General features: G+C 72.8%; 21 protein-coding genes and 1 pseudogene. 5 read left to right on the top strand and 17 right to left on the bottom strand.

Going from position 1 to position 22650, the window contains the following annotated elements; all coding sequences use genetic code 11:
• Positions 1-702 (top strand): annotated as a pseudogene (locus ACXVGS_RS10630) (hypothetical protein); the annotation flags it as partial.
• A gap of 43 nt (positions 703-745) precedes the next feature.
• Positions 746-2728 (top strand): alpha-amylase family protein, encoded by a 1983-nt coding sequence (locus ACXVGS_RS10625; RefSeq protein WP_458531199.1) that lies wholly within the window; start codon positions 746-748, stop codon positions 2726-2728.
• A gap of 23 nt (positions 2729-2751) precedes the next feature.
• Here the strand turns inward: ACXVGS_RS10625 and ACXVGS_RS10620 are convergent, their stop codons facing one another.
• The 8 genes from ACXVGS_RS10620 to ACXVGS_RS10585 all read right to left on the bottom strand — a co-directional run bounded on the left by ACXVGS_RS10620 (position 2752) and on the right by ACXVGS_RS10585 (position 10329).
• Positions 2752-3501 carry an FAD:protein FMN transferase gene (locus ACXVGS_RS10620; RefSeq protein ID WP_458530952.1) on the bottom strand — a complete coding sequence of 250 codons (750 nt, stop codon included), beginning with the start codon at positions 3499-3501 and terminating at the stop codon, positions 2752-2754.
• Positions 3498-4079: an FMN-binding protein gene (locus ACXVGS_RS10615; protein WP_458530953.1), complete on the bottom strand. Its 582-nt coding sequence runs from the start codon at positions 4077-4079 to the stop codon at positions 3498-3500. The genes ACXVGS_RS10620 and ACXVGS_RS10615 overlap by 4 nt, the downstream gene beginning before the upstream one ends.
• A 37-nt stretch (positions 4080-4116) precedes the next feature.
• Positions 4117-5550 carry a ferredoxin reductase family protein gene (locus ACXVGS_RS10610; protein ID WP_458534284.1) on the bottom strand — a complete coding sequence of 478 codons (1434 nt, stop codon included), beginning with the start codon at positions 5548-5550 and terminating at the stop codon, positions 4117-4119.
• Between the two features lie 94 nt (positions 5551-5644).
• On the bottom strand, positions 5645-6427 hold the full coding sequence (locus tag ACXVGS_RS10605) for a TSUP family transporter (RefSeq protein WP_458530956.1): 783 nt from the start codon (positions 6425-6427) through the stop codon (positions 5645-5647).
• Positions 6424-7167: an HAD family hydrolase gene (locus ACXVGS_RS10600; RefSeq protein ID WP_458530957.1), complete on the bottom strand. Its 744-nt coding sequence runs from the start codon at positions 7165-7167 to the stop codon at positions 6424-6426. Before ACXVGS_RS10600 ends, ACXVGS_RS10605 begins: the two co-directional genes overlap by 4 nt.
• Positions 7164-8927, bottom strand: coding sequence for a proline--tRNA ligase (locus ACXVGS_RS10595; RefSeq protein WP_458536934.1), 1764 nt, complete (start codon positions 8925-8927; stop codon positions 7164-7166). The genes ACXVGS_RS10600 and ACXVGS_RS10595 overlap by 4 nt, the downstream gene beginning before the upstream one ends.
• Before the next feature lie 90 nt (positions 8928-9017).
• A complete protein-coding gene (locus ACXVGS_RS10590; protein WP_458527589.1) occupies positions 9018-9458 on the bottom strand; it encodes a DoxX family protein in 441 nt (146 codons plus the stop codon).
• 25 nt (positions 9459-9483) lie between these two features.
• Entirely contained in the window at positions 9484-10329 is an 846-nt protein-coding gene (locus ACXVGS_RS10585) for a GNAT family N-acetyltransferase (protein WP_458527590.1), read from the bottom strand.
• 130 nt (positions 10330-10459) lie between these two features.
• Between ACXVGS_RS10585 and ACXVGS_RS10580 the strand changes: the two genes are divergently transcribed.
• Positions 10460-10897 carry a hypothetical protein gene (locus ACXVGS_RS10580; protein ID WP_458527591.1) on the top strand — a complete coding sequence of 146 codons (438 nt, stop codon included), beginning with the start codon at positions 10460-10462 and terminating at the stop codon, positions 10895-10897.
• A 21-nt stretch (positions 10898-10918) separates the two neighbouring features.
• Here ACXVGS_RS10580 and ACXVGS_RS10575 read toward each other — a convergent pair whose 3' ends face one another.
• Genes ACXVGS_RS10575 through ACXVGS_RS10565 form a run of 3 tightly spaced genes read right to left on the bottom strand, consistent with a single transcriptional unit; the run spans position 10919 to position 13317 of the window.
• Positions 10919-11677 carry an amino acid ABC transporter ATP-binding protein gene (locus ACXVGS_RS10575; protein ID WP_458527592.1) on the bottom strand — a complete coding sequence of 253 codons (759 nt, stop codon included), beginning with the start codon at positions 11675-11677 and terminating at the stop codon, positions 10919-10921.
• Positions 11677-12444, bottom strand: coding sequence for an amino acid ABC transporter permease (locus tag ACXVGS_RS10570; protein WP_458527593.1), 768 nt, complete (start codon positions 12442-12444; stop codon positions 11677-11679). The genes ACXVGS_RS10575 and ACXVGS_RS10570 overlap by 1 nt, the downstream gene beginning before the upstream one ends.
• Before the next feature lie 30 nt (positions 12445-12474).
• The gene (locus ACXVGS_RS10565; protein WP_458527594.1) at positions 12475-13317 is read right to left on the bottom strand and encodes an ABC transporter substrate-binding protein; all 843 of its coding nucleotides are present in this window, start codon (positions 13315-13317) and stop codon (positions 12475-12477) included.
• A gap of 352 nt (positions 13318-13669) precedes the next feature.
• On the opposite strand from ACXVGS_RS10565, the gene ACXVGS_RS10560 reads away from it, so the two are divergent.
• Positions 13670-14623, top strand: a complete 954-nt coding sequence (locus ACXVGS_RS10560) for an NAD(P)H-dependent flavin oxidoreductase (protein WP_458534706.1) — start codon at positions 13670-13672, stop codon at positions 14621-14623.
• On the top strand, positions 14620-14985 hold the full coding sequence (locus tag ACXVGS_RS10555; protein ID WP_458527596.1) for a DUF2203 domain-containing protein: 366 nt from the start codon (positions 14620-14622) through the stop codon (positions 14983-14985). Before ACXVGS_RS10560 ends, ACXVGS_RS10555 begins: the two co-directional genes overlap by 4 nt.
• 70 nt (positions 14986-15055) lie before the next feature.
• Here ACXVGS_RS10555 and ispG read toward each other — a convergent pair whose 3' ends face one another.
• The 6 genes from ispG to speB form a co-directional block, all read right to left on the bottom strand.
• Entirely contained in the window at positions 15056-16219 is a 1164-nt protein-coding gene (gene ispG / locus ACXVGS_RS10550; RefSeq protein ID WP_458531193.1) for a flavodoxin-dependent (E)-4-hydroxy-3-methylbut-2-enyl-diphosphate synthase, read from the bottom strand.
• Positions 16220-16262: 43 nt separating this feature from the next.
• A complete protein-coding gene (locus ACXVGS_RS10545) occupies positions 16263-17609 on the bottom strand; it encodes a M50 family metallopeptidase (RefSeq protein ID WP_458536933.1) in 1347 nt (448 codons plus the stop codon).
• The gene (dxr, locus tag ACXVGS_RS10540; protein ID WP_458536932.1) at positions 17606-18865 is read right to left on the bottom strand and encodes a 1-deoxy-D-xylulose-5-phosphate reductoisomerase; all 1260 of its coding nucleotides are present in this window, start codon (positions 18863-18865) and stop codon (positions 17606-17608) included. Before dxr ends, ACXVGS_RS10545 begins: the two co-directional genes overlap by 4 nt.
• Positions 18866-18934: 69 nt before the next feature.
• Positions 18935-19939 (bottom strand): DnaB-like helicase C-terminal domain-containing protein, encoded by a 1005-nt coding sequence (locus ACXVGS_RS10535; RefSeq protein ID WP_458536931.1) that lies wholly within the window; start codon positions 19937-19939, stop codon positions 18935-18937.
• Between the two features lie 109 nt (positions 19940-20048).
• Positions 20049-21512 (bottom strand): NAD-dependent succinate-semialdehyde dehydrogenase, encoded by a 1464-nt coding sequence (locus tag ACXVGS_RS10530; protein WP_458536930.1) that lies wholly within the window; start codon positions 21510-21512, stop codon positions 20049-20051.
• 80 nt (positions 21513-21592) lie between these two features.
• Complete coding sequence (gene speB, locus ACXVGS_RS10525; protein ID WP_458536929.1) at positions 21593-22606, bottom strand: agmatinase; 1014 nt, start codon at positions 22604-22606, stop codon at positions 21593-21595.
• Between the last annotated feature and the right edge of the window lie 44 nt (positions 22607-22650).

The following is a 22650-nucleotide window of genomic DNA, read 5'->3' as shown; positions in this document are numbered from 1 at the left end:
CGTTTCGTCGTGGACAGCCACATCGTCGACGGCCGGCTGCGCCGCACCTCCCGCGACGGACGCGTGGGAGAGGCGGCCGGCGTCGCCGACGACCACGGCGACCTCGCCGAGGGGCTGTTGGCGCTGCACCAGGCGACCGGCGAACCGCAGTGGCTCGAGGTGGCGGGCACGGTGCTGGACCTGGCCGTGACCCACTTCGCCGACGGACGGGGCGGGTTCCACGACACCGCCGACGACGCCGAGGAGCTGTTCACCCGGCCGCGAAGCGACGCCGACAACGCCGAGCCGTGCGGCCAGTCCTCGATCGCCCACGCCCTGCTGACGTGGTCGGCCCTGACCGGCTCCGCCGAGCACCGCGAGCGCGCCGACGCCGCGATCGCTGCCGCCGGCGCGCTGGCGGGCCGGGACCCGCGCTTCGCCGGATGGACCCTCGCCGCCGCCGAGGCTGCCCTCGCCGGGCCCCTGCAGGTCGCCGTCGTCGGCGAGGACGGCTATGCCGCAACGCTGCTGGCCGTGGCCCGCCGCTCCTCCTCCCCCGGGCTCGTCCTCGCCACGGGCGCACCGGACGCACCCGGCATACCGCTGCTGGCGGACCGGCCGCTCGTGTCGGGCGGGTCGGCCGCCTACGTGTGCCGCGGGTTCGTCTGCGACGCGCCGGTCACCGACGCCGCCGCGCTGCGAGAGGCCCTGCAGCGGGGCTGAGCCGACGGGGTGCCGAACCGCCCCTCCCGCGGGACCATGAGGCATGACGCGTGCCCCCGAGAGCGTCCACAGCATCGCCGCCGCGACGCTCGGTGACCTGCCGGACGACCGGCTCGAGCTGTTCCGCGTGCGGCTCGACCGGTGGTGGACCGACCTGTGGCACGGGCTGCGCGGCGTCTACTCCCCGGCCGCGACCGAGGAGGTCGCCAAGCGGCTGGTCGTCCTGGCCGCCACGGCATACCGCGAGCGCGACCCCGAGCTGCACCGGCTGGACCTGGAGCGCATGCTGCAGCCGGACTGGTTCCAGTGCGAGCAGATGCTGGGCTACGCGGCCTACACCGAGCGGTTCGCCGGCGACCTCGACGGGGTGCGCAAGAAGATCCCGTACCTGGAGGAGCTGGGGGTCACCTACCTGCACCTCATGCCACTGCTGCTGCCCCGTGACGGCGACAACGACGGCGGCTACGCGGTGGCGGACTACCGCAGGGTGCGACCCGACCTCGGCTCGGTCGGTGACCTGCGCGAGCTGGCCTCGGCGCTGCGGCGGTCCGGGATCAGCCTGTGCCTGGACCTGGTGCTCAACCACGTCGCGCGCGAGCACGAGTGGGCGGTGCTGGCCCGCCAGGGCAGCGAGAAGCACCGGGCCTACTTCCACCTCTTCCCCGACCGGCGCGAACCGGATGCCTACGAGCAGACCCTGCCGGAGGTGTTCCCCGACTTCGCCCCGGGCAGCTTCACCTGGGACGACGAGGTCGACGCATGGGTGTGGACCACGTTCAACGCCTGGCAGTGGGACCTCAACTGGGCCAACCCGGACGTCCTCGCCGAGTTCGCCGACATCATGCTGTTCCTGGCCAACCTCGGCGTGGAGGTGCTCCGGCTCGACGCGATCGCCTTCCTCTGGAAGCGCCTCGGCACCACCTGCCAGAACCAGCCCGAGGTCCACCACCTCACCCAGGCCCTGCGCGCGGTGATGCGGATCGCTTGTCCCGCAACGGTTTTCAAGGCTGAGGCGATCGTCAGCCCCCGCGACCTGGTGCAGTACCTCGGGCAGGGCAGCCACCACGGCAAGGTCAGCGACCTCGCCTACCACAACGCCCTCATGGTGCAGGTGTGGTCGATGCTGGCGGCGAAGGACGTCCGCCTGGCCGCCCACACCCTGGGCTCCCTGCCGCCGGCCCCGACGACGTCGGCGTGGATCACCTACGTGCGCTGCCACGACGACATCGGCTGGGCCGTTGACGACCGGGACGCCGCGGCCATGGGCCTGTCCGGCCACGCCCACCGGGCGTTCCTGTCCGACTGGTACACCGGGGACTTCGACGGCTCCCCGGCGCGGGGGCTGACGTTCCAGCTCAACCCGGCGACCGGCGACCGGCGGGTCAGCGGCACGACCGCGAGCCTCATCGGGCTGGAGGCCGCGCTGGAGCAGGCCCACGCCCCCAGCGCGCTGACCCGACGGGACCCGGCCGACCCGGCGCCCGACACCGCCGACGTGCGCGCCGCCCTGGCCCGGGTCCGGCTGGTGCACGCGATCGTCATGGGCTGGGGCGGGGTCCCGGTGATCTGGAGCGGGGACGAGCTCGGTCAGCCCAACGACCCGCACTGGGCCGACGAACCCGGGCACGCGGACGACAACCGCTGGGCGCACCGGCCGCGGCTGGACCGGGAGCGCGCCCATGCCCGGCACGACCCGGGGACCGTCCCCGGTGCGGTGTTCGAGTCCCTGGCCCACCTCGCGGCGGTGCGCTGCGGGCTGCCCCACCTGCACGCGACCGTCCGGACGCAGGTGCTGCCGGTGGCAGACCCCGGCGTGCTCGGCACGGTGCGCCGGCACCCGCTCGGCGCGCTCGTGGCGCTCTACAACGTCACCGACACCTGGCGCGCCTGGCCGGCGGACTGGGTGGCCGACGAGGGCGTCGATGACCCGTACGACGCGATCGGCGCCCACCGGGTGCAGCCCGGCGAGGACGGCAACCTGTGGCTTCCGCCGTATGCCGCGTGGTGGCTCGTGCAGCACCCCTGACGGCGCGGGCCGGTCGCCTGACGTCAGAGCACGATCGCGCGGTAGTCCGGCTCCAGCCGGGGCAGCTCCCGGACGAGCCCGGGCGGGCCGACGAAAAGCGCCGTGGCCCAGATGTCGGCCCACAGCAGGGACGGCCCGACCACGGTCACCGAGCCGGTGCGACGCACCCACTCCTGACGCTCGGGGTCCCACAGGTGCGCACCGCGCGCGGCGGTGCCGGACGTGGCGACCCCGCCGCAGACCATCTCGACGACCTCGGCGATCCGGGAACGGTCGCGGGGGTCCTCGATGCCGATGCGCCACGGCCGCACCGGACCGCTGGCGTCATGGCCGCCGAGGGCGATGTCGCCCCCGGCGTTGACGCTGTGGGCGTAGCCGTCCAGCCGGTCCAGCACCGCGGCCGCCCGTTCGACGGCCCAGCCCTTGACCAGCCCGGTGGGGTCCCAGCGCCGCGTGCCGTCCTCGTCGGGCAGCTCGCAGGTGAACGCCCCGTGGGTGCGCTCGGTCGCCTGGCGGCACCAGCGCGCCACCTCCTGCACCAGCGGGTCGCTGTCGGCCAGGCTCAGCTCGCCCCGCCGGATCCGGCGGACCTCGCTGCCGCGCTGCCACAGGCTGAACAGCGCGTCAGCGTGCCGCAGCTCCTCGAACGCCGCCTCCACGGCCTCCTCGACCGTGGCGCACCGCAGGTCGGCGCCGCGCAGGTGGATGCTGACCGGCATCCCCATGATCTGCTCCACCCAGGCCCGCTGCCCGGTGGCGACGTCGGCGGTCACAGGTGCGCCTTGTCGATCGCGGACTGCAGCGACTGGATGTAGCCGCCACTGGTCACCGTGGCGCCGGAGACCATGTCGATGTGGGCGCTCTGGGCCTGCACCGCCGCCTGGTCCAGCACGGGCAGCGCGTAGCTGTTGATCTCCTGGTCCCGGGGGTTGCTCCACGGGTACACCACGGCCTGCGACTGGGTGATCCTCCCCTTGCTGACCGTGATCCGGACCTGCACCGGGCCCCAGCGGGTCATCACGTTGTCGCCGGTGAAGGTGCCCGTGGTCGTGCCGTTGCCGGAGCTGGTCGACGGCGGAGACGTGGTCGCCGGCTGGTTGGGCGCCGGAAGGGGCGCGGCGGCCCCGCCGTCGTCGGACCCGCCGCCGTCGTCCCCGCCGCCGAGCCCCCCGGACGTGGTCGTACGGCTCGGCGTCGGGGTGGGGGTCGGGTTGTTGCCCGTGACCGCCGGCTGGTTCGGTGCGCCGAGGGCGGCAGGAACCGGGCTGCCGCTGTTGGTGCTGGTGCGGTAGCTGAACAGCAGCACCAGCACCGTGACGGTGCCGAGGAGGGCGGTGACGATGCGTCGCATGGGAGCTCTTCCTTGGTATGCCGGGTGGCCGGCCTGGTCAGTAGCTGAAGCGTTCGAGGTGCACGTGCCGGGGCGGGACGCCGGCGGCCTGGGCGGCCCGGCCGGCGGCGGTCATCCAGCCGGCGCTGCCGCACAGGTAGACGTCGTGGTCGGCCACGTCGGGCACGAGCTGGCGCAGGGCGCTCACGTCGTCGAGGTCACCGGCGGACTCGGGCAGCCAGCTCTCCACGCCCTGGCGGCGCCGGCCGGGGACGAGGAACAGCCGCGCCCCCTTGGCCGAGGCGAGCCCGACCAGCTCCTGGCGCAGGATCGCGGTGTCCTCGTGCCGGCAGCGGTAGATGAGGGTGACGTCGCCGGGCCGCTGGTCGAGCTCCTCCAGCAGCGCCCGCATCGGCGTGACGCCGATGCCGGAGGCCATGAGCAGCACCTTGCGACGGGTGCGCACCCCGGCGTGCAGGCGGCCGTAGGGACCCTCGACCATGACCCGGGTGCCGGGCTTGACCCGCGCCAGGGCGGCCGAGCCGTCACCGAGGTGGGCGGCGGTGATCCGCAGGCTCCTGCCGTCCGGCGCGGCAGACAGCGAGTAGGGGTGGGCCCGGGTGGCGCCCGGACCGTCCAGGAAGCGCCACTGGAAGAACTGCCCCGCCCGGGCCCCGAGCCGGTCCAGGTCGCGGCCACCGATGACCACGGTGGTGACCGAGGGGCTCTCCGCGCGGACGTCGGTGACGACCAGGCGGTGGCGCCAGCTGCGGTAGACGGGCAGCCCCACCCGGTAGAGCAGGACGCTGCCGGCGGCCGCGGCGTACAGGCCCCACCAGAAGACGGTGGAGACCGGCGAGCTGAGGAACTCCTTGCCGGTCCACAGCTGGTGCGGCAGGGCCAGGCCGGCGCCGAGGTAGGCGTAGAGGTGGATCAGGTGCCACGACTCGTAGCGCAGCCGGGCGCGGGCGGCCTTGACCGAGGTCACCACGACCGCGACCAGGGCCACCGTGCCGGCCACCGCGAGCAGCATGCCCGGGTAGTTCACGACGAAGTCGACGATCGTGCCCCACAGGCCGGCCGGCGAGGTGGCCGCGTAGCCCAGCGTGATCAGCACGATGTGGGCGAGCATGAGGTTGAACGAGGTGAAGCCGACCAGGCGGTGGCGCCGGGCGAGCTCGTCCTGGCCGTAGCTGCGCTCGACCGCGGGGATGCGGGCCATGAGCAGCACCTGGATGAGCAGCAGGTCCGAGGCGACCAGGCCGGTGACCCGGCCCAGGCTGGTCAGCCCGGTGCCCACGGCCCCCAGGTCCTGCAGGCCGCCGCCGCCGACCCACAGGGCCACCACGAACAGCAGGCTCAGCCAGGTCAGCGCCCCGGCGGCGTCGCGCCACCAGCGGGGTGTCTGCGGGACCGCGGGCACGGTGGGCGCCCGGTCCGCGCGGGAGGCGGCCGGGCGCTGCTGCTCGATGACCTGCGGTGTCGTGCTCACGTGGTCCAGATTCGGGGCGGATGCTGGGCGTTTGCTGTGAGCCAGCCGCACCAGCATCTGTGAGCCTTCTCAGACGGCCCTCAGAGCGGCCGGCTCAGCTCCACGCCCCGAAGACCACCCCGCCGATGCGGATGATGAACGCGCCGACGACGAGGACGAACACCACGCGCACGAACCCCGCCCCGCGGGCCACTGCGGTGCGGGCGCCGAGATAGGCCCCGAGCAGGTTGCACCCGCCCATGAGCAGCCCGATCCGCCACATCACCGCACCCTGCGGGATGAACACGACCAGGGCGGCGACGTTGGTGGCCCAGTTGGCCATCCGGGCCTTGGCGCTGGCCTGCAGGAACGCGTAGCCGAGCAGGCCGACCAGGGCGAAGACGAAGAAGGAGCCGGTGCCCGGGCCGAGCGCGCCGTCGTAGACGCCGATGACGAAGCCGGCCGCGGTGGCCGCGATGACGTGGTGGCGCCCGGCGAAGCGCAGCTGCGTGGCCGAGCCGAGGTCAGGCTTGAGCAGCGTGTAGGCCCCGACCGCGACGAGCACGACCAGGATCAGCGGGTTGAACGCGCTCTTGGGGATGTGCGACCCGAGCACCGCCCCGCCGAGCGAGCCGAGGAAGGCCACGCCGGCCATCGGCAGGGCGGTGCGCAGGTCGGGACGCACCCGGCGGTAGTAGGTCAGCGAGCTCGCCGACGTGCCGCAGATGGAGCCGAGCTTGTTGGTCGCCAGGACCTGCACCGGGGCGGCGTGGGGGAAGCCGAGCACCAGCGCCGGCAGCTGCACCAGCCCTCCCCCGCCGACCACCGCGTCGATCCAGCCGGCGGTGAGGCCGGCCAGCATGAGCAGGAGCGTGGTCTGCAGCGACGGGTCGCTCACGCCCCCAGCCAGCTGTCCACGATCTTCAGGATGTCCAGCAGCTCGTGGGCGACGCCGTCAGGGGTGACGTCGACGTGCACCTGCTGGTCCATCGGGATGTCGGAATGCGGCACCCAGATCGCCCGCAGCCCGGCCCGCTGGGCACCGTGGACGTCCTCGTACGGGCGGTCACCCACGTAGACCGCGGCCGCCGGGTCCTCGACGCCGACCGCTGCCATGGCCGCCCGGAACGCCTCGCGGTGCGGCTTGGCGTGGTCGATCTCGGAGGTGTAGACGGCACCGTCGAGCAGGTCGAGCACGCCGTCACGGGCGAAGACGCCGTCGTGGTAGCCGGCCGGCCAGATCGTGTTGGACAGCACGCCCACCTTGACGCCCCGCTCCCGCAGGCCGCGCCACAGCGGCTCGACCTGCGGGTCGGTGAAGGTGTGCGGCTCCCAGAACTCCTGGTATGCCGTGAGCGCGGCAGGGTGCCCCGGGTGGTCGCTCTCGACGCCGGCCTCGCGCAGCACCTGCTCGATGTGCGCGCTACCGCCGTCGACGCGCAGCCGCTTCCACGCCCGGTCCTCGACCGCGAGGATCCGCGCCGCCAGGGCCTCGGCATCGACAAAGTCGTCGGCCCGGGCCGCCAGCTCGCGGGCGTAGACCCGCCACTGCTCGGCCAGGTCGATGGTGTGCCAGGGCGTGAGCGTGCCGCCCCAGTCGAAGATGACCGCCTCGACCGGGGTGGTGCCAACACTCATCGCGCGTCGGCCCCGCGGACCTCCGACACGACCGCGTCGACGATCCCGTCGACCGCGACCTCGCGCCGCTCGCCGCTGGCTCGGTCCTTGAGCTCGACCGTGCCGTCGGCCAGGCCGCGGCCGATGACGACGATGGTGGGCACGCCGATGAGCTCGGAGTCCTTGAACTTCACGCCGGGGCTGACGCCCTTGCGGTCGTCGTAGAGGACCTCGAGCCCCCGGGCCTGCAGCGCGGCGACGATCTCCTCGCCCTTGGCGAAGACGGCCTCGTCCTTGCCGGTGGCCACGACGTGCACGTCGGCCGGGGCGACCTCGCGGGGCCAGACCAGGCCGATCTCGTCGTGGGTGCCCTCGGCGATCGCGGCCACGGCCCGGCTGACGCCGATGCCGTAGGAGCCCATCGTCACGGTGACGAGCTTGCCGTTCTGGTCCAGCACCTTGAGCTCGAGCGCGTCGGCGTACTTGCGGCCGAGCTGGAAGATGTGGCCCATCTCGATGCCGCGCGCGGACTCCAGGGGGTGGCCGCAGTTGGGGCAGGGGTCGCCGTCACGGACCTCGGCGGCCTCGATCGTGCCGTCGGCGGTGAAGTCGCGGCCGGCGACGAGGTCGATGACGTGCTGGCCGGCGACGTTGGCGCCGGTGACCCACGCGGTGCCCTCGACGACGCGGGGGTCGAGCAGGTAGCGGATGCCGGACTTGCCGTCCTCGCCGAGGACCTCGGGGCCGATGTAGCCCTTGACCAGCGCGGGGTTGCGGGCGAAGTCGGCCTCGCCGAACGCCTCGACCTCGGCGGGCTCGAGCTGGGCGCCGAGCCGCTTCTCGTCGATCTCTCGGTCGCCGGGCACGCCGATGGCGAGGGGCTCGCGGGTGCCGTCGGGGTGGACCACCGTGACGAGCACGTTCTTGAGCGTGTCGCCGGCTGCCCAGGGGCGGTCCTCGCGGGGGAAGTGCGCGTTGAGGTGGTCGACCAGGGACTCGATGGTGGGCGTGTCGGGGGTGTCCTCGGCGTGCGCGGCGGGCAGCCCGTCATACGCGACTGCCTCGGGGACGGGCACCTTGACCGCCTCGACGTTGGCGGCGTAGTCGCAGTGGGTGCACCGCACGTAGGTGTCCTCGCCGTGCTGGGCCGTGGCGAGGAACTCCTCGGACTTGCTGCCGCCCATGGCCCCGGCCATCGCGGCGACGATGACGTAGTCGAAGCCGAGCCGGTCGAAGATGCGGATGTAGGCCTTGCGGTGGGCCTCGTAGGAGGCGTCCAGGCCCGCGTCGTCGACGTCGAAGGAGTAGGAGTCCTTCATCGTGAACTCGCGCCCGCGCAGCAGGCCGGCGCGGGGACGCGCCTCGTCGCGGTACTTCGTCTGGATCTGGTAGATCGACAGGGGCAGGTCCTTGTACGAGGAGTACAGGTCCTTCACCGCCAGGGTGAACATCTCCTCGTGCGTGGGCCCGAGCAGGTAGTCGGCATCCTTGCGGTCCTTGAGGCGGAAGATGTTGTCGCCGTACTCGGTCCACCGGCCGGAGGCCTCGTAGGGCTCGCGGGGCAGCAGCGCGGGGAAGAGCAGCTCCTGGGAGCCGATGGCGTCCATCTCCTCGCGGACGATGCGCTCGATGTTGCGCAGCACCTTCAGGCCCAGGGGCAGCCAGGTGTAGATGCCGGGCGCGACGCGGCGGATGTAGCCGGCGCGCACGAGCAGCCTGTGGCTCGGCAGCTCCGCGTCGGCCGGGTCCTCGCGCAGGGTTCGCAGGAACAGGGTCGACATGCGCAAGGCGGCCACGATCACTCCTTCGTCAGGTCCGGTCGCGACGCTCGCCCCGGACCCCGCGAGGATATCGGCCCACGGCGGGCGGGCTCACGGCAGTTTCACGCCGCGGTATGCCGTGTGCCTGCCACTTTCGTCCCGGGTCGCCTTGAGGGCGGTGCGCACCATGGGCAGCTGCAGCGGCAGCCGGGCGATCGTGGCGAGCTGCCGGCGACGGTTGGCCGGCCGGCCCGATCCCAGCCGCCGCTCGACCCGGCGCGTCTCGTCCACGGCCATCTGGATGTTCGCGGGGAACACGGCGACCAGCAGCGCGGCGCTGGCCCAGCCGGCGAGGCGGCGGGTGCGCGGGTGCAGTAGCCCTGCGGCACAGGCGATCTCGGCCACGCCGGAGGCGTAGACCAGGCCGCGGCGGGCCGGCAGCCGGCGCGGGGTGATCGACTCGAACGGCTGAGGGCGGACCAGGTGCAGCACGCCGGAGGTGGTGAACAGCGCGGCGAGACCCTTGAGGTCACGGGTGAGAGGGGCAGCCATGCCCCGATCCAACCAGAGGGACGGCTCACAGCAGGACGGTGGCGAAGCTGCCGACCTCGGTGAAGCCGACTCGCTTGTAGGTCGCCCGAGCCGGGGCGTTGAAGTCGTTGACGTAGAGCGTCACCATCGGGGCGACCTCGCGCTCGATGATGTCGACGACCGCGGCCATCGCCGGCTCGGCGTAGCCCTGGCCGCGCCACGACGGCTTGAGCCAGACGCCCTGCACCTGGGCGACACCGAGGGCCACCGACCCGACGTCGGCCTTGAACACGACCTCGCCGTCCTCGACCCGCACGAAGGTGTGGCCCCGGGAGATCAGCGCCGCGATGGACTGCCGGTAGGCCGTGTCCGAGCCCCAGTAGGGCGGGTAGCCGATCTCGTCGGTGAACATGGCCGCGGCGGCGGGGACGACCAGGTCGACCTCGTCGAGGCGGGCCCGGCGCACCGCCGGGTCGGGCGTGACGCCGCAGTCCACCGGGCTGTCGGTCACCGCCAGCATCGGCTGGTGGGCCCGGATCGCCCGCGCCGGACCCCAGTGGCCGCCGAGCTCCTGCCACAGCCCGTGGACCGCGTCGGCCGGGCCGAACAGCGAGGAGCACTGGCGGCGCCAGCGCCGCACCTTGGCGGCGAAGGCGACCACGGCGTGCTCGTCGGCCTCGACCGGGACCAGGTTTGCCGCGGCCCAGCACAGGGAGGTCAGCTCCTCCCCCTCGGCGTAGCCGAGGAGGCTGCCCGGCTGGGTGGCCAGGGCGCCTTCGAGGATGCGCGCGGCGACGAAGACGTTGGCCGCGGCGTCACGGGCGCAAACCTCCAGCGCGCCGTCCCGGTCGGCGACCGTGAGGGCGCGGACCGGGCTCTGGGTGCGCAGCACGCCTCCAGCCTGCCTGCCGCCGGGCCCGGTGTCGACCGCTTCGGCCGACCTGTACGCCCGCGACGTGCGGCGCGACCATGGGAGGGGCAGGGCTGAGGGCCGGGGCGACCCGGCCGGCGGGAGGCAGACCATGAGACTCGACCACCTCTTCGACGCCAACTGGCACTACGACCTGTTGCATGAGGTCGGCTCCCCCGGCGGGGGTGACGGACAGGTCTACGGCCAGGGCACCGGCATCCTCTCCGGGCGGGTCAACGGCACCGCCCGGTGGGCCAACTACCCGCGGTTGCGGGGCGGCTACGCGTTCCCCGACGCCCGGGGCACCGTGGACGTGGGCGACGGCGGCTTCGTGCTGTTCAGCCTCACCGGGATGTCCTCCATCACGGACGGCAGGGGGGTGCACGTCATGCTCTTCCGCACCGACGACGAGAGGTACCAGTGGCTGAACACGGTGATCGCCGTGGGCGAGGGCAGCGTCGACCGGGCCGACGGCGTGCTCGCCATGCGCTACTACGCCTGCGTGGTCGACCACCTGCCGTCGCTGGACGCCGCGCGGGCCATGGCCTGACCCGTCCCCGCCCCGGCGCCCTCAGAGCACCTGCGACAGGAACCGTTGCAGCCGCGGGCTCTCCGGCGCCTCGAAGACCTGCTCCGGCGGACCGGACTCGACGACGCGGCCGGCATCCATGAAGGACACCCGGTCCGCGACCTCGCGGGCGAAGCCCATCTCGTGCGTGACCACGAGCATGGTCATGCCGGAGGCGGCCAGGTCGGCCATGGTGGCGAGCACGCCCTTGACCAGCTCGGGGTCCAGCGCGGACGTGGCCTCGTCGAAGAGCATGACCTGCGGCTGCATCGCCAGGGCGCGCGCGATGGCGACCCGTTGCTGCTGCCCGCCGGAGAGGCGCCCGGGGCGCACGTCGGCCTTGTCGCGCAGCCCCACCTGCCCGAGGTGGTGCAGGGCGACCTCGCGCGCCTGCTCGGACGGCATACCGCGCAGCTTGCGCAGCCCGAGGGTGACGTTGGCCAGGACGGACTTGTGCGGGAACAGGTTGAAGTGCTGGAACACCATGCCCACCCGCTGGCGCAGGGCGTCGGGGTCCTCGCCCAGCACGCTGCGACCGTCGAGCAGGACGTCGCCACGGTCGGGCTCGAGCAGCCGGTTGACGGTGCGCAGCAGCGTGGACTTGCCCGAGCCGGACGGACCGATGACGCAGGTGGCGGTGCCGGCCGCGACGTCGAGGTCGACCCCGCGCAGCACCTGGTGGGCGCCGAAGGACAGGTGCACGTCGCGGGTGGCCACGCTGACGGCTGCCGGGGCGGTCAGCTCGGCGGCGGGTGCGGTCATCAGTGCGCCTCCTGGGTGATCGGCAGCGGCAGGTCGTCCTCCACCGGCTGGCCGGCGTCGGCCCGGCGCCCCTCGCGCAGGCGCCGGTCGATCGCGTTGACGGCATGGGTGAGCGGGATGGTGATGACCAGGTAGAACAGGCCGGCCAGCAGCAGCGCCGACTCGTTGCCGGTGTTGGCGGCCTGGTCCTGGCCGATGCGGAAGAGGTCGCGCTGGCTGGCGACCAGGCCGAGGAAGTAGACCAGCGAGCTCTCCTTGATCAGGGCGATGAGCTGGTTGACCAGGGCCGGCAGCACGCGGCGCACGCCCTGCGGGATGACGACCAGGCGCATCCCGGCGGACCGGCTGAGGCCCAGCGCCCGCGCCGCCTCGAGCTGGCCGGCTTCGACCGACTGGATACCCGAGCGGAAGATCTCGCCGATGTAGGCCGAGGCGATGAGCGAGAGCGCGAGGATGCCGAGCGGGTAAGGGTTGGGGCCCCAGACCTGCAGGCCGAGCGGTGACAGGCCCACGCCGATCAGCAGGATGGTCACGGCGGCCGGCAGCCCGCGGAAGATGTCCGTGTACACCCGCGCCGGCCAGCGCAGCCAGCGGCTGCCGGAGAGGCCGGCGACCGCGAGCAGCATGCCGAGCACGGTGCCGACCACGGCCGAGGAGAGGGCCAGCAGCAGTGTGTTGGGCAGCCCGACCGTGAGCAGGTCCGGCAGCGCCGCGCGCATCGCGTCAACGTCGAAGAACGTCTGCCACAGCGTCGTCAGGATGTCCATGGGGCCCTCCCCTCGTCCGGTGTCGTCAGGTCAGCTCGCGGCCTTCGCCGGGACCGCGACCGTGCCGCTGCCGGGCTTGAAGTCCGCCGGGATCGTGCGGCCCGGGTAGTACTGCGCCTGGAGCCGGCTCCACGTGCCGTCGGCGATGACCTCGTCGAGGGCCTTGTTCAGCGCGGCGAGCAGCTTGGGGTTGCCGTGGGCGATGGCGAACGCCGTCGGCGCCGGGCTCAGCTGCTTCTGCGCCAGGACGACCTTGCCGCCGCTGTCCTTGGCGGTCTTCTCCCCGATCTCCGCCGGCGCGATCCACGCCTGCGCGGTGCCGGCCTTGAGCTGGTTCAGCGCGCTGTTGTAGTCCGGGACGCGGACCGGGTCGAGGCCGTTCTTGGAGGCGTAGTCGTCCTGCACGGTGCCCTGCACGACCGCCACTCGCTTGCCCTTGAGCTGGTCGAAGCTGCGGATCGGGGAGCCCTGCGGCACGTCGAGGCCGAAGTAGCCGAAGTCGTAGCCGTTGGTGAAGTCGACCGTCTTCTTCCGCGCTTCCGTGATGGTGATCGAGGAGGAGCCGAGGTCGAACTTGCCGCTCTTGACCTGGGCCAGCAACGCGGAGAAGTCGGTGCCGACGAACTCGACCTTGAGGTGCAGCTTCGCCGCGACCGCGACGAGCAGGTCGTTGTCGAAGCCGGTGAACTTCCCGTCCTTGAGGTAGACGTTCGGCGGGGCGTCGGTGAGCGTGCCCACGCGCAGGGTGCCCGGCTGCTGCAGGGCGTAGGGGTTGTCGGCGCTGGCCTTGGTCGGGCCGCACGCGCTCAGCGAGACGGCGGCAGCCAGGGCCGCCACGGCGGCGGTGATGACACGGAAACGCTTGGTGGACATGACTTTTCCTTCGGGCGTCAGGTGTGGCGGGCAGGCAGCCGCGCGGACGCGGTGGCGCGTCGGCGGTCAGGTGTGCTGCCGGTGGAGCAGGGTCCGGGGCGAGGCGGCGTATGCCGTGGCCGCGCGATCCCGGGTCGTCTGACCCGGGCGCGCGGCTACCGACACATCAGCGTGGGCGTGGTCCCGGAGCGGCTCGTCACAAAACCGGACGTTATAGGAGAGCAAAGGTTTGGTAATAACCGGGGGTCCCGCCCGTTCACCATCCGAGACGGGCCTTGCCCTCCCGGCTCGTCGGCGGTCGGCCCCAGGACGAGGATGGAGGCCCGGCACCCGGGACGCGAGGAGGCGGCACATGCTCAGGACCTGGCTCACCGAGACCTTCGGGCTGGATGTGCCCGTGGTCGGCGCACCCATGGCGGGTGTGGGATCCGGGCGGCTGGCTGCAGCGGTCTCATCGGCCGGCGGGCTGGGGATGGTCGGTGCCGGCGGCGCGGCCACCGCTGACTGGATCGCGCAGCAGGCGGCCGTCGCGGCCGCACCCGGACGGCCGTGGGGCGTCGGGCTCATGGCCTGGGTGCTGCCCGACCACCCCGAGCAGCTCGACGCAGTGGTCGCAGCGCGACCGGCACTGGTGTCGGTCAGCTTCGGCCCCTACGCCGACGCCGTGCGCCGGTTGCAGGACAGCGGGATCCGAGTGGCCACGCAGGTCGGCACGGCGCAGGAGGCGGTCCAGGCACAGGACACCGGCGTCGACCTCGTCGTGGCCCGCGGCGCGGAGGGCGGGGGACACGGGCGGAACGACGTGGGCACGCTGGCCCTGCTGCAAGCGGTGCTGGAAGAGGTGGACCTCCCCGTCGTCGCCGCTGGCGGCATCGGCACCGCCCGCGGGCTGGCGGCGGCCCTCGCCGCAGGAGCGGCCGGGGCGTGGGTCGGCACGGCGTTCCTCACCTGCCGCGAGGCCGAGACGACGCCGGCCGCCCTGGCGCGGTTGCTGGAGGCGTCGGAGGCGGACACGGCATACGGACGGGTCTTCGACGTGGCACAGCGCCTGGGCTGGCCGCCCGAGTACGGCGGGCGGGCACTGCGCAACGCGTTCTTCGACCGGTGGGAGGGCCGCGAGGACGAGCTCGTCCGCAACGACGCGGCGGCGGCCGAGCTGGCCGAGGGCCGCCGGCGCCAGGACCTCGACGTCGGCTACGTCTACGCCGGCCAGGGCGTCGGACTGCTCCGGCACGAGCGCACCGCGGCCGAGGTGCTGGCCGACCTCGCGGGCGCCGAGGACCTGCTGCGAGGCTGGGGCGCATGAGTCTGTTCACCGTGGAGGAGGCGCGCGCGGAGCTGGCCGACCTGCGCCCCGTGCTCGCCGAGATCGTCGCGCTGCGCGCGGACGCCGCCGAGCTCGCGACCGCCACCATGCCCGGCGGCCGGCCCACCACCCTGGGCGGCCTGCCCGAGCTCAAGGCCGCCCAGGCCCGGCTCGACGACCTGATGACCCGGGTGCAGCAGACCGGCGCCGAGCTCAAGGGCCTGGCCCCGCTGCTGCTCGACTTCCCCTCCGAGCTCGACGGGGTCCCGGTGCTGCTGTGCTGGCTCGAGGGTGACGAGGGGCTGCACTGGTACCACCGCAGCGACCTCGGCTTCGCCGGACGGCGCCGGCTGCCCGACTGACGCCGGCCACCCACACGCAGACCGGGCGGCCCTGCAGGTGCAGGACCGCCCGGTCAGGCGTGGCGTGGTGTCAGCTCACCGTGACGACCGGACCTCCGGTCTCCTCCGCGCCGTCGACGGGCTCGCCCATCTCTTCCGCGATGCGCATGGCCTCCTCGATGAGGGTCTCCACGATCTTGGCCTCCGGCACGGTCTTGATGACCTCACCCTTGACGAAGATCTGGCCCTTGCCGTTGCCGGAGGCGACACCGAGGTCGGCCTCGCGGGCCTCGCCGGGGCCGTTGACGACGCAGCCCATGACGGCGACACGCAGCGGCACCTCCAGGCCCTCGAGGCCGGCGGTCACCTGGTCGGCGAGGGTGTAGACGTCGACCTGGGCGCGGCCACAGGACGGGCAGGAGACGATCTCGAGCTTGCGCGGGCGCAGGTTGAGCGACTGCAGGATCGCGTTGCCGACCTTGACCTCCTCCACCGGCGGGGCCGAGAGGGAGACGCGGATGGTGTCGCCGATGCCCTTGGCCAGCAACGCACCGAAGGCCACCGAGGACTTGATCGTGCCCTGGAACGCCGGGCCGGCCTCGGTCACGCCGAGGTGCAGCGGCCAGTCGCCCCGCTCGGCGAGCATCTCGTAGGCCTGCACCATGACGACCGGGTCGTTGTGCTTGACCGAGATCTTGAAGTCGTGGAAGTCGTGCTCCTCGAACAGCGAGGCCTCCCACACGGCCGACTCCACGAGCGCCTCGGCGGTGGGCTTGCCGTACTTCTCCAGCAGGCGCGGGTCGAGCGAACCGGCGTTGACGCCGATCCGGATCGAGACGCCGGCGTCCTTCGCCTCGCGGGCGATCTGCTTGACCTGGTCGTCGAACTTGCGGATGTTGCCGGGGTTGACCCGGACGGCGGCACAGCCGGCCTCGATCGCCTTGTAGACGTACTTCGGCTGGAAGTGGATGTCCGCGATGACCGGGATCTGGGAGTGCCGGGCGATCTCGGGCAGCGCGTCGGCGTCGTCCTGGCTCGGGCAGGCCACGCGCACGATGTCGCATCCGGTCGCGGTCAGCTCGGCGATCTGCTGCAGCGTGGCGTTGACATCGGTCGTCGGGGTGGTGCACATCGACTGCACCGAGATCGGGGCGTCACCACCGACGTCCACCGTGCCGACCTTGATCTTGCGCGACTTGCGCCGCGGGGCGACGACTGGCGGCGGTGTGGCAGGCATTCCGAGCGAAACCGTCATGCCCGCAGTATCCCCCACCCGTCTCAGTCGGTGAGAGGCGGCGTCAGCCGCCGATCTTGATCGGGTTGACGACGTCGGCGTAGATCAGCAGCGCCGACATGACGATGAGGACCGAGGACACGGCATACGCCACGGGCAGCGCCTTGGCCACGTCCACGTAGCCCGGGTTGGGGCGGCGACGGGCGCGCGCGATCGCGCGCTTGAGGCCCTCCCACAGGGCGCCGGCGACGTGCCCGCCGTCCAGCGGCAGCAGCGGGATGAGGTTGAAGACGAACAGCGCGAGGTTCAGCGAGGCGATGAGCCCGAGCTCGAAGATGATGACGTCACCGACCGAGCCACCGAAGCCACCGATGTCGCCACTGGCGACCTCACCGGCCACCCGGCCGACACCCACGACCGACATGGGGCTGTTGACGTCGCGCGGGCCGGAGCCGAACGCCGCCTGGGCCACGCCCACCATCTTCTGCGGGAGCTTGAGCACGACGCCGGCGGTCTGGCCGATCGCGCCACCCACCAGGCCGGGCACGGCGGTCAGCGGCTGCTTGACGACCTCCAGCGAGCCGCCCATGCCGACGAAGCCGACCCGTTCGGTGACGACCTTGCCCGAGGAGTCGGTGACCGGCTTGCCGTCGGCGTCGACCTTGGGACGGTCGGTGAGCATCGGCGTCACCGTGATCGGCATCCGCGTGCCGTCACGCTCGACCACCAGGGCCACCGGGGCGCCGCCGTGGGTGCGGATGACCGCCCGCACCTGCTCGAAGGTGGAGACCTGCCTGCCGTCGATCGCGACGATCCGGTCGCCGGGCTTGAGGCCGGCCTTGTTGGCCGGGGCCACCGGGTCGGTCGCCGCGCACGCCGTCGGCCTGGCGGAGGTGCTGGCCACGGTCTGCACGCACTCCTGGACCAGCCCGACGCGGGAGGTCTCGGTGGCGATGCCGTGCATGGTGAAGATGCCGGTCAGCAGGACGACCGCGATGAGCAGGTTCATCGTCGGGCCGCCGAGCATGACCACGAGCTTCTGGCGCACCGGCAGCTTGTAGAAGACGCGGTGCTCGTCGCCGGGCTGGACCTCCTCCAGGGAGTCCTGCCGGGCCTGGTCCATCATCTGGCTCCACCGGCCGGTGGTCGACGCGCGCAGCATGGTCGGGTCGTCACCGGGCTTGGGCGGGAACATGCCGATCATCCGGATGTAGCCGCCGAGCGGGATGGCCTTGAGGCCGTACTCGGTCTCGCCGCGGTGCCGGGACCACACCGTCGGGCCGAAACCCACCATGTACTGCGTGACCTTGACGCCGAAGCGCTTGGCCGGCACCAGGTGCCCGATCTCGTGCAGGGCGATGGACGCGCCGACACCCAGCGCGACGAACAGGACACCCAGGACGTAGCTCACGACTCCACCGTCTCACGTGCGGCCAGGCCGAGGACCTCCCTCGCCCGGGCTCGCGCCCAGGACTCGGCGCGCAGCACCGACTCAACGCTCAGGGCGCCCGGATCGTTCACCACGTGCTCCTCGACGACCCGCGCGACGGTGTCGACGATGTCGACGAACTGGATCCGCCCGCCGAGGAAGGCCTCGACGCACTCCTCGTTCGCGGCGTTGAACACCGCCGGGTACGTCGCGCCCTCGGTCCCGACGTGCCGCGCCAGGGCGACGGCCGGGAAGGCCTCGTCGTCCAGAGGGAAGAACTCCCACGTCGCCGTCCGCGTCCAGTCGCACGCCGGCGCCGCACCCGGCACCCGCTCGGGCCAGCCCAGACCGAGCGCGATCGGCAGCCGCATGTCCGGCGGCGAGGCCTGGGCCAGGGTGGAGCCGTCGGTGAACTCGACCATCGAGTGCACGACCGACTGCGGGTGGACGACGACCTCGATCCGGTCGAAGGGGATGTCGAAGAGCAGGTGGGCCTCGATGACCTCCAGCCCCTTGTTGACCAGGGTCGCGGAGTTGGTGGTGACCACCGGGCCCATGGCCCACGTCGGGTGGGCCAGCGCCTGCTCGGGGGTGACGTCGGCCAGCTCGGCCCGGGTCCGCCCGCGGAACGGGCCACCGCTGGCCGTCACGACCAGGCGAGCGACCTCCCCGGCGAGGCCCCCGCGCAGGCACTGCGCGAGGGCGCTGTGCTCGCTGTCCACCGGCACGATCTGGCCGGGACGCGCGGCCGCCTTGACCAGCGGACCGCCGACGATGAGCGACTCCTTGTTGGCCAGCGCCAGCGTGGAGCCCGCCTCCAGCGCCGCCAGGGTGGGCCGCAGGCCGATGGAGCCGGTGATGCCGTTGAGCACCACGTCCACCCCCGCCCCGGCCACCGCCGTGCCCGCCCCGGGCCCGACCAGTACCTCGGGCCGGTATTCCCGGTGGCCCGCCCGCGCGGCCGCCGCGGCGACCGCCGCCGAGACCTCCTCGCGCTCGCCCGAGGCGACGGCCACCTGCTCGACCTGCAGCGCTACCGCCTGCTCGGCGAGCAGGGCCAGGTTGGCCCCGCCGGCGCTGAGCGCGGTGACGTGGAACCGGTCGGCGTTGCGGGAGATGACGTCGATGGCCTGGGTCCCGATCGAGCCGGTGGACCCCAGGATGGCGATGCTGCGCGGTGAGCTCACCGGCCCATTCTGGCGTGCCGGGGGTGCGCGGCCCGGGCGCACCCCCGACATCACCCGGACCCGGCCGGGTGCGTCGGAAGAGGGGAACGGCGGCCGGGCCCGGGTGGCTCGTGGCCCCGGTCAGTCGACGAACACCCGTTCCTCGACCAGCTGCTCGGTGACCTCGCGGCCCTCGGGGTCGAAACGGCTCTGCTCGAAGCGCTTGTGGAACTCCAGCTCGACCTTGTCCACGCCGTTGCGGTTCTTCTCGATGGTCACGACGACCCAGCGACGGAAGCGGTCGGCGTTGCCGAGGTCGTAGACGAGGTGGTGCCGCGCCACGACGTCGAACTTCTCCGCCATGAGCAGGACGATGTCGGCTTCGTAGGCCAGGGCCGAGGACCCGCGCAGGTGGCGGACCCGCATCCGCATGCCCGACTTGAGCGCGGACTTCTCGGCCGCGACGATGGCCGCGACCGGCACCGCCAGCTCCAGCGCGAGCTCCTTGAGCCCCTCGGCGACCTGCGCGACCTGTGCGTCCTCACCGACGTGGTCGGTCCCGACGGCGACCTTCTGCAGGTAGTCCACGATCACCAGGGGCGCCTCCCCCGTCGCCTCCCGGATGGCCTCGACGACGCTGCGGATCTGCGCCAGGTCGGTGTGCACGCCGCTGGAGCGGTGCACGTGCAGCCGGCCGCCGAGGTCACGCAGCACGGCCACTGCCTCGGGCCCGCCGGGCGAGCCGGCCAGCCGGTCCGCCAGCGACTCCGACTGCCCGTGACGCACCTCGAAGCGCTCACGCACCTGGTGCAGCGGCACGCCGTTGAGCCCGGCGTGCTCGGCGGCCTCGAGGCTGATCAGCCGCTCGAGCAGTGTGTGGGTGTCGTGCTCGAAGGAGAAGTAGACCGCGGTGCGGCCTGCGGACACGACGTTGCGCATGAGCTGGAGCGCGAAGGTGGTCTTGCCCAGGCCCTGCGGGCCGCCGAGCAGCACCAGCTCTCCGGAACGCAGCCCACCCGAGAGCGCCTTGTCCAGGGCGTGGAACCCGGTCGGCCACACCCGCGCGCCGGCCACGGAGCCGGCCCGGATGGTGGCGTCCGTGGCGCCGATGAGGTCGGTCAGGGACTGCAGGCGCTCGGTGCTCATGCCGCCAGTGCAGCACCGCGACGGCCCCGGTCGCGGGCCTTCGGGACACCTCTGCCCGAACAGCCGATGACCCCCTCGTCCGCAGGGGCGAGGGGGTCTTCAGGTGGTGTCAGGGCGCGATGCCGACGTACTTGGTCTCCAGGTACTCCTCGATGCCCTCGAAGCCGCCCTCGCGCCCGAAGCCGCTGTGCTTGACCCCGCCGAACGGTGCCGACGGGTTGGACACGATGCCCTGGTTGATGCCGACCATGCCGAACTCCAGCGCCTCGCTGACCCTGATCACCCGTGACAGGCTCTCGGTGAAGGCGTAGGCGACCAGACCGTACTCGGTGTCGTTGGCCTTGGCGATGGCCTCGTCGTCGGTGCTGAACGTCGAGATCGGCGCCACGGGGCCGAATATCTCCTCGCGGAACAGCCGGGCGTCGGTCGGCACGTCGGCGAGCACGGTGGGCTCGAAGAAGTAGCCGCGGTCGCCGGTGGCCGAGCCGCCGACGAGGACCGTGGCGCCCTTCTCGCGGGCCTCGTCCACGAGCTCGGTGACCTTGGCGCGGGCCTTGTCGTCGATCAGCGGGCCGACCGTGACGCCGTCCTCGGTGCCGCGCCCGACGGTCAGCCTGGCCATCCGGTCGGCGAACTTGCGGGAGAACTCCTCGACCACCGACTCGTGCACGAGGAAGCGGTTGGCGGCGGTGCAGGCCTCGCCGATGTTGCGCATCTTGGCCAGCATCGCGCCCTCGACGGCCTTGTCGACGTCGGCGTCGCCGAAGACCAGGAACGGCGCGTTGCCGCCGAGCTCCATCGAGACCCGCAGCAGCTGCTCGGCCGACTGCTCGACCAGTGCCTTGCCGACCGGGGTGGAGCCGGTGAACGTCAGCTTGCGCAGCCGGGGGTCGCGGATCAGCGGCTCCATGACGTCACCGGTGCGGTGGGTGGTGATGACGTTGAGGACCCCGGCGGGCACGCCGCACTCGGTGAGCAGGTCGGCCAGCGCCAGCATGGTCAGCGGGGTCTGGGAGGCGGGCTTGACCACCATCGTGCAGCCGGCGGCCAGGGCGGGCCCGATCTTGCGGGTGCCCATGGCCAGCGGGAAGTTCCAGGGCGTGATCATCAGCGTCGGGCCGACCGGCTGCTTCATCGTCATCAGCCGGGTCGCGCCGTTGGGCGCGGTGGACCACCGACCGTGGATGCGCACGGCCTCCTCGGAGAACCAGCGGAAGAACTCCGCGCCGTAGGTGACCTCGCCTCGCGACTCCGCCAGCGGCTTGCCCATCTCCAGGGTCATCAGCATCGCGAAGTCGTCGGCGCGGGCGGTGATCGCCTCGAACGCCCGGCGCAGGATCTCGCCGCGGTCACGTGGCGGCGTGGAGGCCCAGTCGGCCTGCGCGGCCACGGCCGCGTCGAGGGCGGCGGTGCCGTCGGCGACGGTGGCGTCAGCCACCTCGGTGAGGACCTCGCCCGTCGCGGGGTCCTCGACCTTGATGGTCGCGCCGTCGCTGCTGTCACGCCACTGCCCGCCGATGAACAGCCCGGTGGGCACGCTGTCGATGAGGGTCTTCTCGGACTCGGTCGCCATGGTGGTCAGCCTCTCAGGAAGGTCAGGGACGGAGGTGGTCAGGTGGTGCGGCCGGTATGCCGGGTCCGCGGCCCGCGCGGTCAGCGACCGTCGAGCAGGGGGCGACGGGGGTCCCACGAGGTCCCGTCGCGGGCGTCCTGGCGCCGGCGGGCGATGGCCGAGAGGGCCTCGAGCACCACGCGGTTGGCCAGCGCCGCCGTGATGTCGGCGTGGTCGTAGGGCGGGCTGACCTCGACCACGTCGATGCCCACCACGGGCAGCTCCAGGCAGATCCGGCGCACCGAGTCCAGCAGCTGGCGGGCGGAGATGCCGCCCGGCTCGGGCGTGCCGGTGCCCGGGGCGTGCCCCGGGTCGCACACGTCGATGTCCACGGACAGGAAGACACCCTCGCACTCGTCCATCGCGATACCGAAGGCCTCGGTGAGGCACTCCTCCAGCCCGCGCTGGCCGATCTCGGTCATCTCGTAGGAGCGCATCTGCTGGCCCGCCATCCAGTCCAGCGTCTCCGGCGGCGGCCAGTAGCCGCGCAGCCCGATCTGCAGGAACCGGTCGCCGCGCAGGGCCCCGGACTCGATCAGCCGGCGCATCGGCTGCCCGTGGCCCCACAGCGAGCCGAACTCGATGTCGCCGGTGTCGGCGTGGGCGTCGAAGTGCAGCATCGAGATGCGGCCGTGGCCCAGGACGTTGGCCACGCCCTTGGCGTCGGGGTAGGCGATCGAGTGGTCACCGCCGAGCACGACCGGGATCTTGCCGGCGCGGGCGACCTTCTCCACCGCCGCCTCGAGCGCGGGCAGGGCCCTCTCGATCTCCCCGGAGTACATCTCCACGTCGCCGGCGTCGACGACCTTGAGGTCGACCAGTCCGTCGGTGCGCAGGGCCAGGCTCGGGCGGGAGCCGTCGTGGGCCAGGTAGTCGGTCATCCGGATCGCCATCGGACCGAACCGCGTGCCGGGCCGGTGCGAGGTGCCCCCGTCGAAGGGGGCGCCGAGGATGACGACCTCCGCGTCGGCGTAGGTCTCGGGGTCGTCCAGGTCGCAACGGGGCACGCCGAGGAAGGTGATGTCGGGGCCGAACTGGGGGCCGTACCGGGTCATGGCCCGATCCTAGGGCCGCCGGGACACCGGGATCCGCGGCTCAC

The sequence above is a fragment of the Oryzihumus sp. genome (genome assembly GCF_054325275.1).
Note: the sequence above shows the minus strand (reverse complement) of the source record. Positions and strands in the feature narration are given on the sequence as shown.